Annotated in this window: 14 protein-coding genes, 1 tRNA gene and 2 pseudogenes; 14 read left to right on the plus strand and 3 right to left on the minus strand. The window is 31.4% G+C overall.

Going from position 1 to position 18,232, the window contains the following annotated elements; translation table 11 throughout:
• Positions 1 to 15 precede the first annotated feature (15 nt).
• The 3 genes and pseudogenes from J3U37_RS07490 to serC all read left to right on the plus strand — a co-directional run.
• A pseudogene (locus J3U37_RS07490) lies at positions 16 to 1,233 on the plus strand (argininosuccinate synthase); the annotation flags it as partial.
• A gap of 271 nt (positions 1,234 to 1,504) precedes the next feature.
• On the plus strand, positions 1,505 to 2,881 hold the full coding sequence (gene argH, locus J3U37_RS07495; RefSeq protein WP_267374096.1) for an argininosuccinate lyase: 1,377 nt from the start codon (positions 1,505 to 1,507) through the stop codon (positions 2,879 to 2,881).
• A 156-nt stretch (positions 2,882 to 3,037) separates the two neighbouring features.
• A complete protein-coding gene (gene serC, locus J3U37_RS07500) occupies positions 3,038 to 4,123 on the plus strand; it encodes a 3-phosphoserine/phosphohydroxythreonine transaminase (RefSeq protein WP_267374098.1) in 1,086 nt (361 codons plus the stop codon).
• A 64-nt stretch (positions 4,124 to 4,187) separates the two neighbouring features.
• Here serC and J3U37_RS07505 read toward each other — a convergent pair whose 3' ends face one another.
• A complete protein-coding gene (locus tag J3U37_RS07505) occupies positions 4,188 to 4,547 on the minus strand; it encodes a DUF4156 domain-containing protein (protein ID WP_267329506.1) in 360 nt (119 codons plus the stop codon).
• 216 nt (positions 4,548 to 4,763) lie between these two features.
• Between J3U37_RS07505 and J3U37_RS07510 the strand changes: the two genes are divergently transcribed.
• The 3 genes and pseudogenes from J3U37_RS07510 to J3U37_RS07515 all read left to right on the plus strand — a co-directional run bounded on the left by J3U37_RS07510 (position 4,764) and on the right by J3U37_RS07515 (position 5,979).
• Positions 4,764 to 4,840: transfer RNA gene (locus tag J3U37_RS07510), tRNA-Ile, on the plus strand.
• Between the two features lie 227 nt (positions 4,841 to 5,067).
• Positions 5,068 to 5,289, plus strand: a pseudogene (locus J3U37_RS12170) (P22AR C-terminal domain-containing protein); the annotation flags it as partial.
• A gap of 93 nt (positions 5,290 to 5,382) precedes the next feature.
• Positions 5,383 to 5,979: a hypothetical protein gene (locus tag J3U37_RS07515; RefSeq protein WP_267374100.1), complete on the plus strand. Its 597-nt coding sequence runs from the start codon at positions 5,383 to 5,385 to the stop codon at positions 5,977 to 5,979.
• Between the two features lie 1,013 nt (positions 5,980 to 6,992).
• Here the strand turns inward: J3U37_RS07515 and J3U37_RS07520 are convergent.
• Positions 6,993 to 7,316 carry a YnfA family protein gene (locus J3U37_RS07520; protein WP_267374102.1) on the minus strand — a complete coding sequence of 108 codons (324 nt, stop codon included), beginning with the start codon at positions 7,314 to 7,316 and terminating at the stop codon, positions 6,993 to 6,995.
• Between the two features lie 169 nt (positions 7,317 to 7,485).
• Here J3U37_RS07520 and J3U37_RS07525 point away from each other — a divergent pair, with 169 nt between their 5' ends.
• The 8 genes from J3U37_RS07525 (at position 7,486) to J3U37_RS07560 (ending at position 16,821) form a co-directional block, all read left to right on the plus strand.
• Complete coding sequence (locus J3U37_RS07525; RefSeq protein ID WP_267336065.1) at positions 7,486 to 7,992, plus strand: hypothetical protein; 507 nt, start codon at positions 7,486 to 7,488, stop codon at positions 7,990 to 7,992.
• A 282-nt stretch (positions 7,993 to 8,274) separates the two neighbouring features.
• Positions 8,275 to 8,808, plus strand: a complete 534-nt coding sequence (locus J3U37_RS07530; RefSeq protein WP_267329512.1) for a hypothetical protein — start codon at positions 8,275 to 8,277, stop codon at positions 8,806 to 8,808.
• 565 nt (positions 8,809 to 9,373) lie between these two features.
• Complete coding sequence (locus J3U37_RS07535) at positions 9,374 to 10,069, plus strand: hypothetical protein (RefSeq protein WP_267374104.1); 696 nt, start codon at positions 9,374 to 9,376, stop codon at positions 10,067 to 10,069.
• A gap of 405 nt (positions 10,070 to 10,474) precedes the next feature.
• The gene (locus tag J3U37_RS07540) at positions 10,475 to 11,656 is read left to right on the plus strand and encodes a nucleoid-associated protein (RefSeq protein ID WP_267374106.1); all 1,182 of its coding nucleotides are present in this window, start codon (positions 10,475 to 10,477) and stop codon (positions 11,654 to 11,656) included.
• Complete coding sequence (locus tag J3U37_RS07545) at positions 11,649 to 12,875, plus strand: hypothetical protein (protein WP_267374108.1); 1,227 nt, start codon at positions 11,649 to 11,651, stop codon at positions 12,873 to 12,875. The genes J3U37_RS07540 and J3U37_RS07545 overlap by 8 nt, the downstream gene beginning before the upstream one ends.
• A 310-nt stretch (positions 12,876 to 13,185) precedes the next feature.
• The gene (locus J3U37_RS07550) at positions 13,186 to 13,806 is read left to right on the plus strand and encodes a carboxymuconolactone decarboxylase family protein (RefSeq protein ID WP_267374110.1); all 621 of its coding nucleotides are present in this window, start codon (positions 13,186 to 13,188) and stop codon (positions 13,804 to 13,806) included.
• A gap of 593 nt (positions 13,807 to 14,399) precedes the next feature.
• Entirely contained in the window at positions 14,400 to 15,863 is a 1,464-nt protein-coding gene (locus tag J3U37_RS07555) for a hypothetical protein (RefSeq protein ID WP_267374112.1), read from the plus strand.
• Between the two features lie 751 nt (positions 15,864 to 16,614).
• Entirely contained in the window at positions 16,615 to 16,821 is a 207-nt protein-coding gene (locus J3U37_RS07560; RefSeq protein WP_220217391.1) for a hypothetical protein, read from the plus strand.
• A gap of 82 nt (positions 16,822 to 16,903) precedes the next feature.
• On the opposite strand, the gene J3U37_RS07565 is transcribed toward J3U37_RS07560, so the two are convergent.
• Positions 16,904 to 18,229 (minus strand): MATE family efflux transporter, encoded by a 1,326-nt coding sequence (locus tag J3U37_RS07565; RefSeq protein WP_267374114.1) that lies wholly within the window; start codon positions 18,227 to 18,229, stop codon positions 16,904 to 16,906.
• Positions 18,230 to 18,232 lie beyond the last annotated feature (3 nt).

Raw genomic sequence — 18,232 nt, forward strand, 5'->3', positions numbered from 1 at the left:
AAGAAAGGGTATATCATGAAAAAAAGTGGAACTAAAAAGGTTGTATTAGCCTATTCAGGTGGTTTGGATACATCAGCAATCATTCCTTGGTTGAAAGAAAATTACGGTGGTTGTGAAGTGTATGCTTTAGTGGCAAATGTTGGGCAAGATCCCAAAGAGCTCAAAGATGTAGAAAAGAAAGCTAAAGCATCGGGCGCGGTTGCTTGTAAAGTTGTTGATCTACGAGAAGAGTTTGTTAAAGATTATGTTTACCCTGTATTAAAAACCGGCGCTTTATACGAAGGAACTTATTATCTCGGAACATCAATGGCTCGCCCAATTATTGCTAAGGCTCAAGTTGAATATGCTTTAGAGGTTGGGGCTGACACACTTTGCCATGGCGCAACCGGAAAAGGTAATGATCAAGTTCGTTTTGAAACAACTTATACGGCACTTGCTCCACAACTTAAAGTTATTGCCCCTTGGCGTGAATGGGATTTGCGTTCACGAGAGGCTTTAATTGATTATCTAAAAGTCCGTAAAATTCCAACTACTGCAACCGTTGAAAAAATCTATAGTCGTGATGAAAATGCATGGCATATCTCAACTGAAGGTGGAGTGCTTGAAAGTACATGGAATCAAGCTAATGCTGATTGCTGGGCGTGGACTGTATCGCCGGAAGATGCACCAAATAAACCGGAGTTTGTCACTATTGGAATCGAAAAAGGGGAAGTTGTTTCAGTTAATGGTAAAAAACTTTCGCCATATAACTGTGTTGCAACACTCAACAAAATTGGTGCAAAACATGGTGTAGGTCGGGTTGATATCATTGAAAATCGTTTAGTCGGTATTAAATCTCGTGGTTGTTATGAAACTCCGGGTGGTACTATTATGATGAACGCATTACGTGGTTTAGAGCAGTTAATTTTAGATCGTGACAGCTTTAAATGGCGTGAACAATTAGGTATTGAAATGGCTTATGTGGTTTATGATGGTCGTTGGTTTGCGCCATATCGCCGTTCAATTCAAGCTGCAGCCGACGTTCTTGCAGAAGATATGACCGGTGAAGTCGTCATCAAACTTTATAAAGGTAATGCAACTGCTGTTCAGAAAAAATCGCCAAATAGTTTATATAATGAAGAATTTGCGACTTTTGGTGAAGATGAGGTTTATGATCATAGTCACGCAGGTGGTTTTATTCGTCTATTCTCTTTATCATCACGAATTCGTGCCTTAAATGAAGAAAAGAAAAAACAACCGGCAAAAAAAGCGGTAAGCAAAAGCGTGAAAACCGATTCTAAAACGAAGACAACGACAAAAACGTCTGCTAAATCTAAGTCTGTAAGTAAAACTAAAAAGTAATATTAGAACTTTTTAGTATGCAACTTTAAATGATATATACAGGAATAGTCCTGTATATATTTCTTTTAACGTATCGAAACAATTTAGCATCAAAATCAAAATGAATAAAAGTCGATAATTACAATCGTTTTGCATTATTTTAAAGATTATATTTGAGGTATTTATGGCATTATGGGGTGGGCGTTTTAGCCAAGCAGCAGATCAAAGATTTAAACATTTTAATGATTCGTTGCGCTTTGACTATCGTCTTGCAGAGCAAGATATTATAGGATCCATAGCTTGGTCTAAAGCATTGGTTACCGTTAACGTTCTATCTTATGATGAACAAAAGAAATTGGAAAAAGCTTTAAACGAATTACGCATATCGGTTAATCAAGACCCTGAACAGATTTTACGAAGTGATGCTGAAGATATTCATAGTTGGGTCGAACAACAATTAATTGAGAAAGTCGGTGATTTAGGTAAAAAATTACATACTGGTCGTAGCCGAAATGATCAATCAACAACTGATCTAAAACTATGGTGTAAAAAAGAGATTAATCATTTGATTGAATCTGTAGATCATTTAAGAAAGTCTTTAGTCATTACAGCTGAACAACATCAGCAAGCTATTATGCCGGGTTACACTCATTTACAACGAGCTCAGCCCATTACTTTTGCACATTGGTGTTTAGCTTACTATGAAATGCTGACTCGTGATAAAGATCGTCTGCAAGATACACTTAAACGCTTAGATATAAGCCCGTTAGGTTCAGGTGCTTTAGCCGGAACAGCATATCCTATGGATCGTGAAGAGCTAGCGCAATGGTTAGGGTTTGCTAAAGCAACGAATAATAGTTTGGACTCGGTTTCAGATCGTGACCATGTGCTTGAATTATTAAACACGGCTTCAATTAGCATGATCCACTTATCTCGTTTTGCCGAAGATTTAATTATTTTCAATAGTGGCGAAGCCAATTTTGTTGAACTATCAGATCGCGTTACATCCGGCTCTTCATTAATGCCACAAAAAAAGAATCCCGATGCATTAGAATTAATTCGTGGAAAAGTCGGTCGAGTAGTTGGCGCGTTAACCGGTTTAATGGTCACTTTAAAGGGATTGCCACTTGCTTATAATAAAGATATGCAAGAAGACAAAGAACACCTCTTTGATGCAATTGATACCTGGCATGAATGCTTAGATATGGCTTGTTTAGTTCTTGAAGATATCAAAATAAACTATGAAGCCTATTTAGAAGCTGCAAAACAGGGCTACTCGAATGCAACTGAATTAGCTGATTATCTTGTGGCTAAAGGGATTCCATTTAGAGAAGCACACCACATTGTTGGCGAGGCTGTTGTTGGTGCAATAGCTAAGCAAAAAGCATTGGAGGAACTCTCTTTAGACGAACTTAAATCATTCAGTCATGTTATTGAAGATGATGTTTATACTATATTATCGTTGGATTCTTGCTTAGCAAAACGGTGTGCTAAAGGCGGTGTTTCACCACAACAAGTAAGAATCGCTATTGCAGCAGCCAAACAACAACTCTCCTTATAGTTTAAATTTTATTTCTTGTTTGCCGGTTTATGCCGGCTTTTTTATGCCAAAACGTATAGTAAATCTGAAAGTTCTTGTCAAAAATTTGATTGTATATACTTTAAGACAGTGTAAAAATATAACTTTATTTTTATAAATGGATTAAAGTGAATTGCAATGAATAAAAGTTACAACTTTAGTGCCGGTCCTGCTAAATTACCTGCTGATGTTTTAAAACAGGTACAAGCTGAGTTATTAGATTGGCAAAATACTGGCGCATCTGTTATGGAGTTAAGTCACCGTGGTAAGGATTTTGATGCATGTGCAATTGAAGCTACTAATAATTTACGAGACATATTAAATGTCCCCGATAATTATAAAATTTTATTTTGCCAGGGTGGCGCAAGAGCACAATTTGCCGCTGTGCCACTAAATATTTTAGGCGAAAAAACGCAGGCCGATTATATCAATAGTGGCTATTGGAGCCAATGTGCTGCTAAAGAAGCAGGAAAGTATTGTAATGTTATCGAGCAAAATATTGTTGTTAAGACCGATGGAGTTACTTCGCTAAAACCTATGTCGGCATGGCAACTAAATGATAATGCCGCTTATATACACTATTGTCCAAATGAAACTATTGATGGGGTTGAAATATTCGAACAGCCTAATTTTGGCGATAAAATTGTTGTAGCTGATTTATCATCGTGCATTTTATCTCAACCAATTGACGTCAGCCGTTATGGAATTATCTATGCTGGCGCTCAGAAAAATATTGGACCTTCAGGTATTACTATTGTCATAGTTCGGGAAGATTTGCTAGGGCACGCAAAAAAGGTGTTACCGTCGGTATTAGATTATAAAACTCTTTTCGATAACGATTCGATGTTTAATACACCCCCAACTTTTGCATGGTACTTATCGGGTTTGGTATTTAAGTGGATTAAAAATTTGGGCGGATTAAATGCGATGCAACAACGAAATCAAGCTAAAGCTCAATTGCTTTACCAGTTTATCGATCAGTCTGATTTTTATCGTAATTGCGTGGCTACCCCTAATCGATCAATCATGAATGTAACCTTCTTATCCCCAAATGAGGATCTCGATAAAAAGTTTGTTAGCGAAGCAACACAAGCAAATATCATTGGAATCAAAGGTCACCGAATTGCTGGCGGAATGAGGGCTTCGATTTACAATGCGATGGATATTGAAGGAGTCAAGTATTTAATTGATTTCATGAAAGCTTTTGAAAAACAAAATGGCTAATTATATTGGTAAAGTTCAATAAAAAAGGGATAGTATAATATCCCTTTTTTCATTTTACGATTGTTTACTTACAACTAAACACTTCACCAGTCATCACAGCATCTGTTGGCGCTATATCTGAAACATATTGTAATGATGCATCTTGAGCGTTATAAATCACATTACCACCCATTGACGCAGCTTTATTCATAAGATCGGTTGCTGCATCACGAATAAGCTCACTATGTGTTTTTAAACCTGAAAAAAGTGTATTACGACGACCTTCAGCTTTACCCAAAAATTGGCAGCTAGCCGCAGGTTTAGTATCAATAAATTGAACGTGTTGGCCTGCTGATGTGAGTTGATAATTAGAATTGCTACAGGCGTTTAAAAATAAAGCACTAGAAAAAGCCGCACCGATAAATAGTAATTTTTTTATAGACATAATATTTCCTCAACCAGTAAAACGATAAATAATGATAAGCGTTGTTATTGTATCAGTTTAATAAAATAAAAAGTATCAGTTATTGTTAATGATTAGAATGCATTAAATTACAGTTTAATAATTAACCAAATCAACCCATTTAGTTAATTAATTGTAGCAAATTAAAATTTTCTCCATTATAATCGCAACCCTACTAAGTCAGTAGAACCTCAAAAAGGCCCCTTAGCTCAGTTGGTCAGAGCAGTCGACTCATAATCGATTGGTCACTGGTTCAAGTCCAGTAGGGGCCACCAACTCCAAAAATATATAGTCAACAAACTGTTAATGAGTAAACTTACCGAGCAGGTGAAAGACATCAAAGGTTTATTCAAAGTTTCTCCAGCAATTCAAAATCCCACGTTATCAAGATTTACCAGCTAGTAGATTGAGGAAACCTTTAAGTGGCTTGGCGGGTTACACCCAGAATTGGCTTATCAGATGAAGATTTATATGATTTAGCAAGTTATATAAAACTGCTGAAACAATGCGATATCAAATAGAATCGATAGAGCCTGTATTACGTGTGATTAATTCAAGTTTTAGCGGAACTTTTTACTCTATAGCTCGTGAATATAAGCGAACTTTAAATGATACTAGAAGAATAATCGAACGAAAAACAGAGCATATACAATCTAAAGGAATAGCCGATAATTGGAATAGAGTTTTACCGATCATTAGGTTAAAAATGTCTAAATTAGCATAATCAATTATTATAAAAATAAAACAACCTAAGGGTAGTTCTTATTGCTTTAACTCGTTAAATAACATACCATTAATGAAAAATTAAGGAGATGGTATGCAGAAAAAATTATTTATAATTCTGTTTTGTATTCTAAGCATTGGTTGCAATAAAAAAGAAACTAAAATTGAACTACCAAACCAACTGAAATGGGGAATGAGTGTTGATGATGTAAAGCATATGGGGGTTAATATTTTTTACAAAGGGGAAAGTGAGGATCATAATTTTCAGTATTATTTAATTAAATCCGATTCTTTTCCTGAGCTGGATTTTAAATCGGTTGTATTTAAAAAAAATGATGGATTAGTTAGTTATAGTCATAATAATAATTACTATTCCTCGCCGGGACTGGATAGTGATACTAACTATGATTCAACAGGTGAAAAAGCTATATCGTTATATAACTCGTATATTAGTCAATTTGATAAATTATATTATTCGAGTTCAGCTCACAAAAACGTTGAACCTTATAATAATTTTTGGATTAACCCCATTTGTGAAGAAGAGGAACTCTGTATAATTTCAGAAAAAACGTACAAAGATAATATCGATACTGAATTAAAAATCGCCATATCCGTAATCAAAGCGGAAAACAGCATAAATAACATAGGTATTGTTCGGATTTCTTTTATAAAAAATGATAACTTTAATTAAATATTAAACTCTTTTGTTAAAAGCCGTTCCGGCGGGCTTTTTTCATGTCTAGAGAAATCAAAATTATGGAAACATTTCACTGGAGACCGTGCGGTTTAGAAAACAAAGCACTTGAAAGTTTAAACGGATATATATGACTATAATGCGGTTTCAAACGCATAAAATATAAGCTCACTTAATAGATGGGCTTTGTATTATTCATATGTGAGTAATTTTATGAGAACAAGAGCATGTAGACGACATCAAGTTAAGTAACAGTTTCAAATGAGTGGCAACAAAATATAAGCTTTTACACCTAAACTTTAAAAAATTCACGAGCAGTTATAAAAAATAACTGCATATTTAATCAACAGTCGTCTTGTGTGGCTTTTTATTTTTAAAGGTAGCATATGACAAAGGGCGAAAAGAAAAAATAGGTCGCCCAAGTGAGCTACCGATTGTTTGACTAAGGTTAAGGAGTATTTACTTGGAGGCAATAAAAAATTTGGTGATGTAGTTCTAAGCTTTAGAGGTTTAGCTTGTTTTCTTGGTAAGTATAAGTCTTCAATGTACAGCAATACTGAGTAAAGTAAGGAATTTTCCGACACGTTTGAAGCAATTAAAACGTTAATAATTTATTGGTCACTGGTTCAAGTCCAGTAGGAACCATCAACTCAAAAAGTATGTAGTTAACAAATTATTTATAATCATATTTTATAATAATCTAATCCGATAAATTCAAAGTAATTTTATTCTTTTAATTTTATATAGTTACTGAAAATAGATTAATAAACTTTGTCATCTTTGTTAATCTTACAATTAAGGAGAGATATAAAAAGCATGGGTTAAATTGCCTTTTAATCAAGAAAAGTGAATTTATAAAACCGGTTAATTCGCGAAAAAAATAACTATTTAATACCAAAAAAATTTGCAATAATCGTAAATTATTACTAATGCAATACAGTGAATATAATGGAGTATGCTTATATTTTTGTTAAAAGAGTAGGATATATTAATTTAATTAAAAATTAATTTTATGTTTTCCAACCCCAAATAATAACTAGGGTCCCGAGTAGGATAATCATGGCACCAATTAAATCAAATGTTGATAATTTGACATGATCAACTAACTTAAGCCAGATAATAGATGTTACCACATAAATACCACCATATGTTGCATAAATCCGACCACTAGCTTCAGGGTGTAAAGTAAGTAGCCAAGCAAATAACATAAGACTTAATGCGGCCGGTATTAGAAAACAGGCAGAAACCACTTTTTTAGCCCAAATATAAACAAAATAACAGCCTGAAATTTCAGCTAAAGCGGTAAATATAAATAATATGATAATTTTTATCATAATTAAACTACTATTATCATTATTAATAAAATTGAGTTTAATATAAACAAATCTAGATTGGTTTGAACCTCATTTCTGTATTATTTTATAAACTTTTAAAGTTTAAAATGGAAATTAATTATTAACCAATGTTAATATCAAATTAATAAATTAAAGGGAAGATTGATTTATGGCTGTAAAAAAAAATTGTGAATTAGGAATGATTCATTTTCTATTCAAAGATCGTAACTTATTTTATGCACACGGTTTTTTTTATGTACTTATGTTCATAATCTTTAGGATTTCCATGGAGTTCGGTAGAGGCGGTTTTCATAGTTATTCTGAAAATTTTGATCCTTTTATTATTATTTTTTTAGTTGCTACTCTAACCGTTCAAGTGATTTTATTTCTGTCGATGCTAATAAAACTCTTCACCAAACCAAATACTCAAAAACTAACTTCTTTTCTTGGATTATATATTGGTATTTTTGTATGTTTTATTTGGTTTGCTATATTGGTGGCTTATTTTGAGAATAATGACAATAGTTGGGGATTTAATGGGCTTGCTTTTATGTTATTATCAATTTTGCCAAGCGTTTCAAGCATTTGTGGCTATATTTTGTTAATTCTTATTAAAGCGATTAGAAGTGGTATTTGTTTGTTAATCAATAAGCAAAATAGCGAAGATATAAAATAGATATTAATGCTATAGATAGAAAATAGCTTGAATTAGATATATAGTTTCCAGTAAATTTTTTAATGTTTCGAGTGGTGTGTATGTTTGTACATGGTAACTTGCCTAAGTATGTCGCAGGTCAGGAAAATGAAATATATTAATTCCAGCTCTTTTTTATAAATTAGATTGACAAGAAAACCTATATTCAAGTTTTTTCACAGAAATATGTATAAGATAGTTTTGATGGATAAATAATATATGCTATTATGATTAAACGCAGGAAGTGTATTTTGTAGGCGCATCATGGGACGATACCGTACTAATCCGATGAAATCTTTAGTGTTCAAGTTCATTAAAGAAGAGGATTTCCAAAATAAATTAAATATTATTTCAGAATTTAATTTTGTTCACTTTGAAAAATGGTTCCAAATCGAATTGGCATGTTATTTTAAGAAGAAAAAATTTTTCAACTATTGTCCTTTTAAATGGACAGCAGAATATTCTCATACTAATAAAAAAGGAAAAATTATTCCTGATTTTACTATTTTTTATAACACAAGTGGTAATGAGTTTTATACTGAAATAAAGCAATATGATAGTTTTATAACATGCTTTAATAAAATGGTTGATGACTTTTATAAAGTAAAAAATGCCGTTGATAAAAAAAATAGTGAGAATATTAATTGTATTGGTGTTTTTAAAACAGAATATTTTAGCGAAGATAAGTTATCAAATTTAAAAGATGGTTTTAAAAAAGATAAACACCTCATTACCAAAATAGAAGAAATCAAAATTAAAGAAATACCTAATACAAAGTATTCTTTAATGTATTTTTAGATTCTAATATGAAAATCTGATTTAGATGTAAGTCAAAAAAGAATTACATCATCTATAAAATTTTTGGACTGAATTTGTGTATGTTAGATAATTGGTTTTGGCTATTGTGATTATTATTGGCTAGACATTACTAACAGAACCTTAAGTTAGTAATAAGGCACCAGTAGGATTAATAATAATTTCTGTAGTTTAGTGATCTTGCCGATACTTTATATACTTAAGAGCCGTCAAACGATGAGGTCTCGGCATTCTACTTAAAAGAAGTTGATTACGCAAATGAATATCTAGAATATAGCAATTTAATTCATATATTTTAAATTAATAAAGGCAATATTTACTCAATGGTGTGCAAGCATTGGTGTTGCCACAGGGCTTGATCACAATTGCCTCATGTGGTTAATAAAAATTAATTATATCTGTAAAATGGACACATTTTTTGATCTACAAATCATGGAAGAATAGTCAGTGAAATTAATAAATAAAAGTAAATAACCACTTTCGAGTGGTTTTTTATTGCCCCAAACCTTTAAATAACATACCATTATCAAAAACTATGGAGAATGGTATGAAAAAGATTTTACTAGCTGGCTTAATTGGTTTCGCTTTAGTCGGATGTGTGAGCGATATTAAGTATAATTATGTGCCAGAAATTACTCAAAAAAGCTATCCTGATCTTAATGTAGTTACAACCACGTATGTAGGTGATGACATGGTTCGTCAAGGCAACGTTAAAACAATGGATGTGATATCTTTTCCAGTAACAACTCAAGTTAATAAATTTTGGTACTCTTATATCATTGATGCAGGCGATTATCCAAAGTTAGGTGAAGATAAAAAATATTTATTTTTTGCGATAAGAAGTGTAAACGGTAATTCTATTGTGAAAAGTTTCAATGTTGCTGTGGCTCCGGTAGGTATAAGAGTTAGTAAAGATTCATCTAAGAATCAAGTCTGTATATCTTTTCCAACAGGGACTGATTTTTGTGAGAATAATAAACAGTTTACTTATAAAAAGGTTAATGTGACGAGTCAGGATGGATTCCAGCAAACATTGATTTATAACGGTAAGGTTGGTAATAAAATTAACATAGGGTATCGAGAATTTAATAACGATATTGCTCGTCCTGCATTTTCCAATAATGTTGAATATGATTTATCGGAGTCAAAAATTATAAGATACAAAGGTGCAGAGTTAGAAATAATAAAAGCAACTAATCAATTTATTCAATATAAAGTATTTAGAAATTTCAATCATAAATAAAAAAAGCCCTTTCGGGCTTTAATTTTATCTATCATTTATAAAATCAATTCTAGATAAGTACTTTTAAGAGAAGAGCAGTATATATTGTCTTAAGCATATAACAGAAGTCACAATAGAGTAATTTTATAGGGCTTCTTCACATATACAATCCAAACCAATAGCAAATAATTCGCATAGCGTATTGCCTGTGAATAGAGACATTAGTTCAAAATGCAACAACTCGATGATGTGAGTTGTCTTTTATTTGAATTAAATTTACGTAAATCAATTAATCTAATTAAAAGGTAAATTTCATCATATTTTATAAAAATGAATATGTGTACTGTTAGCTGTATTTATTATCATGTAAGGGTTATTTATTGTTTATATTATAATTAATTGATTAAATTATTCGGGATAAACAATATGACAGATGCTTTTAAAAAAACATGTACCAATTGTAATAGTGATTTAGATGTTAATGGTGTTTGTAGTGATTGTGGGTATGATTCATCAATAGAACAAGGAGCGGTTGAATATTTGCCTCAATTTGCTATTACAGCAGATCTGAAGCGTGAAAATGCTAATTTTAGCTTTATACTTGGTAAATTATGGAAATTAACAGATAACGATATTTTGGAATTCATCGCTAAAGTAGATGAAAAATTCAAAAGGCATAAAAAAAATCATAGTTACATCTATAAAAGTATAACTAATACTAGTGTAGCTGTTAATTTATCTAAATATTCAAAAAGAGAATTAGAATTTGAATCTCTAGTTTCAACCATAATGGAAAAACTTTGTTCCGAGGCTAATGCTGATAGGCGAAGCAAAAAGGGAGGTTCAATAATATTTATTCATTACAATATTGAAAGTGAAGAAGATTCTTTAGGTAGATTGTTTATTTTGATGGTTGATAATAATAATGGGTTTAATTTTGATGATGATTTAATCCCAAAAATGTTTTCAACTATTAACTTGGATTCGTTGAGACAGGCTGCAATGATTGATTTAACTTTATTTGATGCTATTTATCCTGATAATAAAGGAGAGCCTTACCTTCAGTTTATCACAGGTAAATCAACGAGTAACTTCTTTAAGAGAGCTTTAGGGTGTAACGAAACACTTGATAGTACTCTAAGTATTGACGAGGCTAAATGCGCTGTTATAGATTTTTTGAAACATTTTAATGTTAAAAAGAGAGATAAAGATAATGTTCAAGAAGCAATATCAAAATTATTGGAAAATACATTAAAAAGAAAAGCTGATAGGAAATTATCGATAGAAAATTTTCAAAACATTATAGACAGCACATTAGATGATGAAACAATTAAAGGAAAATTTAGTGATTTTGTTGCATCTAGGGATTATAAGATTAATGAATTTTTTGAACCTACTCCATCATCTAAGAAAATTTTTGAAACGTTAACATTGGAAGATGCAGAAAAAGATTATTGTTGTCAAATTTCTTATAGTGCTTTAGGTATAAATAATAAAGAAAACAAAAAAATCACTTATAACCAAACGGATGGCACTCTAACAATTAAGTTAAATGAAAATGATATTAAAAATCTTAATGATTACTTTGGTGTAAGTAAAAATGAATAAAGATATATTAACTCAAGATGAAATAAAGAAACTAAAGTATCTTTTTGCGCAATTGTCATCTTGTGGAATTAAGATCGAGGGCGGATGGGCTGAGATTTCTTTGGGGCAAGATATTAATGGTGAAAATTTAAAAGAACTTTTAAGGACTTTTGGGGTTAAAAGTGAAGAATTAGATTATTCCTCATTTCATAATCTAGTTAGCTTTCCAATAAAAAAAGGCGATTTAGCTGAAAATACTGTGATTTTTCCTACGTTAGACAGCTTTTGGGTAAAAGCATCTTCACTGGATCATGAATTGCCTTATTACATTATTCTTGATGGCGGAGAGCGAGTAAATAATGGCATGATATCATTCTTAATGCCTGAACCTATTATCAAAAAAATCAACTTATTTTTAAAATGGAGTAGGCTAATAAATAATATATCAAAATATTCTTTTTATGATAAATGTATTTATTATGTTCCAGATAAAAATAACATAAAAGAAGTTGAGATTATTATTCCATCTAACAATCTATCTATAATAGATGAAATAGTAGAAATAAATAAAATTAATTTTGACTTTGTAAATGAACTTTTAAATATTATTGAAGTAGATGATGTCATGACATCGGAAAGACAATCTATATTGAGAGTTGCTATTTCAGATTTTGTTGATAATAAATGTGTATTAACTGAAATAATCGAACAAGACAAACAAATTTATAAGCGTTATAAAGATTTAGTTGATTTATATACGAAAAAATTTTCTATTGATAAAGTGTTATCTGAAATAGAAAGCAAATATATCGAATATACTTCAAAAATAAATGATATTATTTCCTCAACTCAAAATAAGGCTTATGCAATACCTGGTGCTCTTATTGCTGCCTCGGCATTAATTAAAGCAGGTAATCTACTTATAGGATCGTTAGTAATCATTGGATTATTTATGATTTTCTTAATTACATTTGTCTCAAATCAATCATATAAAGATTCATTAGATGAGTTAAATACAAGTCTAGAAAAATCTTTTAAGCGTTTTCAAGTTTTAGAGAAGAGAACACAAATTTATAAAGAAGCTGGGGATACTATCCAAAAACTATCTATTAAAATATCCAAAGTTAAACGTCGATTGAAATTAGTCAATGCCATGAATTTTATAATGCTAATAGTTGGAGGGATTGTTCTTTATCTTAATAATCAAGATGAACTTTACAAAATTTTATTTGAAAAATAGAGTTTGTCATAATGCAAGTAAAAATCCTATTCATAGGGCTGCGTACTAAATTGAATTACCTGTCGATAAGCAAGTGAATTATCAAACTCTTTATAAGGTAATTTAATATAGTTTATTTTGAGATATATTGAATTAAAAATCATATAAATGCAAAAATAAAACAAATCCTGATAGATTAATGTTTTATATGCACTGGCTCTAATATTAATAACTCATCTATCATTTTTAGGCACACAAATTTGTAAACATCCAGGGTGGTTAGAAAAAGTAACCGATTACAGTATTAACTATTTATGCAAAGGTAAATGCTATGAATACTTTAACACCAAAACAAGGATCAATTGTGACTATTTCCGCTTCTATGTCTAAGGGCGATATGATTGGATTAAAACAAGCTTTAATTGATGGTTTAAACCAAGGGTTAACCATTAATGAAATTAAAGAAATTTTAGTTCAGCTTTATGCCTACGTTGGTTTTCCTAGGAGTTTAAATGGGCTGAGTGTTTTCAAAGATCTGCTTGAAGAACGTCAAAGAGAAGGCATTACTGACACAGTTGGTTCTACGTCAACGCCATTACCCACTAATATAAGCGCTTTAGAGTTGGGTACTAAAATTCAAACAAGAGTTGTTGGCAAACCCGTTACCGGCGGCATTATGGATTTTTCACCTGTTATCGATCATTTTTTAAAAGCCCATCTTTTTGGCGATATTTTTGGTCGAGATATTTTAAGTTATGAAGATAGAGAGATTGCGACATTAGCTGCGCTATCAACATTGGCTGGTGCCGATAGTCAGATTAAATCTCATATTCAAATTGCGCAAAATGTCGGGGTATCTTTTACAAAATTAGATGCCATTGCTAATATTTTAAAATCAAAAATTGGTGAAATGGAATTTGAACGGTTTAACCGTGCAGTAAAAGGCCAATAAAAAAATTATAATTAAATGGATATATCAATATTAAATATGCCCATTTTCCACAGAATAAGTTCTTTTACACGAATAATTTTAAATCATTTCCTGACGAGGATAGTTATTATGAAAATAATCAGTCAATCTGAATTTGAAAAAAATAATATATATGGCAAGGGCGAACCTAATGTAAATTATGCTAAATATTTTATTGGTCATTCATATCTTTATTAGAAAAAGATTACATTAGAAGAAGATTACCAAAAATTAAACGAATTTTCTAAACCCCAAAAATGTAAAGGATTACTTTAGCCTACGATCGAAAATATTTTAATTTTCGTAGATAGAATAATTAAATCTAATCTGTCAAATTAATACTTCCCTTATCTAGATTTATCTGTTTGATATGCCTTACAAAGTCGTAAAATTCTTAACAACTCTTTACATAAAATTCAGATACAAACTACCTTATCTAATTTATTATTGTGAAACCGATTTCAGGTTTGCTCATATCCTATTCTTATGTCAAACAAATCGTTTTAGTACTACCTCGAGATGGATCTTGTTAATTCAAAAAAAAACATAAAGAGAATCAAAAGGAGTAGTAATTCATGATAGCATTAAGTTGTACACAGTCTTCAGATATTTCAAGCATTAATCAAAAATATTCACCTCATGTTAGACATATCAGAAAGCGAAAATATACCACCGTTCTTTTTTATTTATCAAGTTATTTAACCTTAAGCATCGTTGCTAATTCTGTTTCCGCACTATCAAACCAAACAGCAAAATTTATTAATGGTACTGCACCTTACTTAACTTTTGATAATGGTCAAACAAAAAGTACAGATACTAAAGCATTATCTTGGATAAGTTATATGGAAAATGGTCAAGAGGTTAAACATAATAAGCCACCAATGGATGCTAATAATAAACCTTTACCAATTGCCATTCCTAATAGTATTGCTACCTTTGCTGATATACAAACAATCGTTCCGGTTAGCTCTTCTATGGATAGAGATAATGTACAATCAATCGATTTCAGTTCGATATTGCAAGCACCTTATAATTATGGTCGTGATGATGATGGTGATTTGGTAAATGCAGGGACCGGTAAAATTTCTATGAGAATTACAAATTCTCTAGGTCAAAATGTTGCGCGGACTGATGCTGTCGACAAATGTTTAGCGCCATATTATATCAATTTACATGTCGAAAACAGTAGTATTAAGACTCAATATGGTGTTCCAGATTCAACAACATTTAGTGATCTTGATGATAATTATTTCCTTAATGTTGGTTCAAGTTCAGTTTATACTTGCTGGGTTCAACCGAGAACATTAACACAAAATAACGGTGTTTCTGGTCAGTGGGATTCAGATAAAAATGTTTTTATAGTTCAAAATGTTAATAATCCTGAAACTAATTTTCCTGCAACAGGCGCTAATGATCTTAATTTTAAATTGATTGTTGCTGGGCTGAAAGATTATCGTCAACTTAGTTATAGCAAAGTGCCTAACAATTCTAATGTAGATTTAGAATTCAGTGAATCTAATAAGGTAGCCGTAGTGAAGTTAAAAGGACCAAACTCTAATTCTCCTTCATCTAAAATGAGTTTTGTGCCAACACAATTTACGATTTATGCTGACCAAGCAAAAACTATTCCAATTTATCGTTTCAAATTGCGCCACTGGTTTATTCCTCAAGCGGATAGTAATGGTATCGATATGGTAGAAAACAATTATAATAACGCTGAAAATTATTGTGCAAGCTTGCCAAATTATAGATTGCCGACTGTGTCAGATCTGACTAACGGTAATATTCCTGGTTGGTGGGAAGGCGGCTATCCTGGAAATGGTCAACAGAAAATTAGACAAATAAATGGTGGATTGATTTCAGAGTGGGGATCATTAAAAAATAGAGGTTATGGCGATGCTTGGACTCCATTTGCTTTTTGGACCAGTTCACCATCCCCAAGTCCAATTCCAAATCAACATTTTATTGTGGATGTAACAGGTGATTCAATAAGTGGTACAAAAACTCAATTTACTCAGGCGATTTGTGTTTCACCTTAAATAAAATTTAAAAAATATTTCCAGAAGTATCATTTTTAATAGCAGTCAAAAAGGGGGAGAATAATACCCCCTTTTTAATTTTGTTGTATTATTAGATAATTAACTATCAACGCTATCATTTAAAAGTAATTAGAGAATGTTTTAAATCAATTCAATCATTCCTATTTATCACCGAAAGCTATTTGCTTTGCTGTTGACACAAATTGTACATTATCTTTTTTCAGCCTCTGGCTTCAAGATAGATTTTAGGAAAAGTTAGTTTATTTATTTAATGAAATATAAAATCTCAATTATCGAAGAATAATCTACTCAATTAATATTGAAAACGATTTTTTGCGTTCTTTTTAACAAACTAAAATGGTCTTACTACAACAAACTTATAGATGATAAAACCTTAAAATTTAGCAACCTAACGAAATTTTGGAATTATAAAATTATCCAATTTATTTTAAATAATATCCAAAATCGTTTTGTTTATAAGAATTTTCTACTTCCTCAATTTTATACTGAAACGCAGGTATTTTCTGAAAGATTTTGGCAATATTTTTTATATTATTATCAAAAGATTGATGGTGAAATAGTGCTTAAATTGTATTTTTGTTTTAAATATAGATGTTAAATTCATTTAATAAAAAACGGTAAAATCGGGTATGATTAAAAAACATACTTGCTTTTTTTTTAATCAGAGCTTATAAATATCACTGATAAGTATTAGCTTATCTTAAATATAACTATACTGGAGGAGCTTATAATGGTACAAAAATTTGCTGCATACGGTAGTGATGTTTCAGCCGGCACTTATAAATGTGCTGACTGTGGATATATTTATTCCAACCAAAGTAAGAAATCGTTACCCCCTTGTCCGGATCATAATAAAAAACCACATAGTAAAAATGGTTGGTATATAGTTAGTGGGCAAGGTGATTCAGTTAAAGATCCTCATCCATCTAAAAAATAGTTTGTATATTTTTAAATCAAAAGGTAACCGGTTGTGTTACCTTTTATTTTCTCATCAATTTGATAAAAAATCTAACAACAATTTAGATCAATACGTAGCCTTTAGATTTTTTGATCCAGATGACTAAGAACAGCGTCCTTCCTAAACTGAATAAAATATATGAAAACCATAATCCATTATTTCCCCAAATTGGCACGCATATATATTGAGCAATCAACCAAAGTAAAAGTGCGAGAATCATTGAATCTCGAATTGATGATGTATAGCTGATTCCGGAAAAAACGCCATAGTAAATCAAACCACCTGCAACTGCTATTGGAAATATCATCAACCATAATTGATATTGCTGACACAACCCTATTATTTCTGTTTGATTTGTCAATAATTTTATAATTGCGGTATCGAAAGCTAACCAAATGGCAATTAAAATTATCGGACAGATAATGCATGCCTGCAATGACCATCTAAGGGTTTGATTATATAACGTAATATTTTTCGTCCCTTTAGCTTTGCCACTAAATACGCTTGAAGCATTAGCAAACCCATCAAAAAGATATGCCATTAAATAGTGAATTTGGAACAATACTGCATTGGCGGCAAGCACTTGAGTGCTGAAGCTAGAACCAATTGATATAAAATGGTTAGTGACAATTAAAAGACAAATAGTACGGATCATCAAGTTAGTATTAACTAAAATTACCCCTTTTAATGACTGCCAAGATAATATTGCTTTTAAATCGGTTTTTTGTTGTGTTTTTGGTAGATAACGATAGATATACCAAAATCCTAATAAACTACAGCTGATCTGTGCGCTTAAGGTCGCAGAAGCTACCCCTTCAATGTCTGAATGAAATCCCCAAACTAAGATTATAGCTAAAATAATGTTAAGTACATTAATCAGTACTTGTAAAAACAAAACCGCTTTTATTTTTGCCATTCCCATTAGCCAACCGACTAATACATAGTTGATAAGCACAAAAGGGGCACCCCAAATCAAAATTGAATAGTAGGTCTTTGCGAAATGAGTGACTTCCTTATTCGGTTTAATCACTTGCATGGACGCATCAAAAATAGGTTGCTGTAGAATAATAAATAAGATACCTAAAACTATAGCAATAAATAGCGGACGAATAAGCGAAGAACGCAATAATATAGGATCATTTAAAGCTTGTGCTGCAAAACCAGTTGTACTGACTCGCAAAAAGCCGAATAACCAATAAATGGTATTAAAAATGACTGCGCCAACAGCAATACCGGCTATAAATGCAGGATTAGGTAAGTGCCCGACTAATGCTGTATCAACTACTCCAAGTAGTGGAGTTGTAATGGTTGAAATAATAAAAGGGATCACCAAGGCTAAATAGTCTTTAAAATAAAATTGTTTGTTGTTGTCTAATTCGGTTGTCATAAA

Source organism: Gilliamella sp. B3172 (genome assembly GCF_026536465.1).
Classification (GTDB): Bacteria; Pseudomonadota; Gammaproteobacteria; order Enterobacterales; family Orbaceae; genus Gilliamella.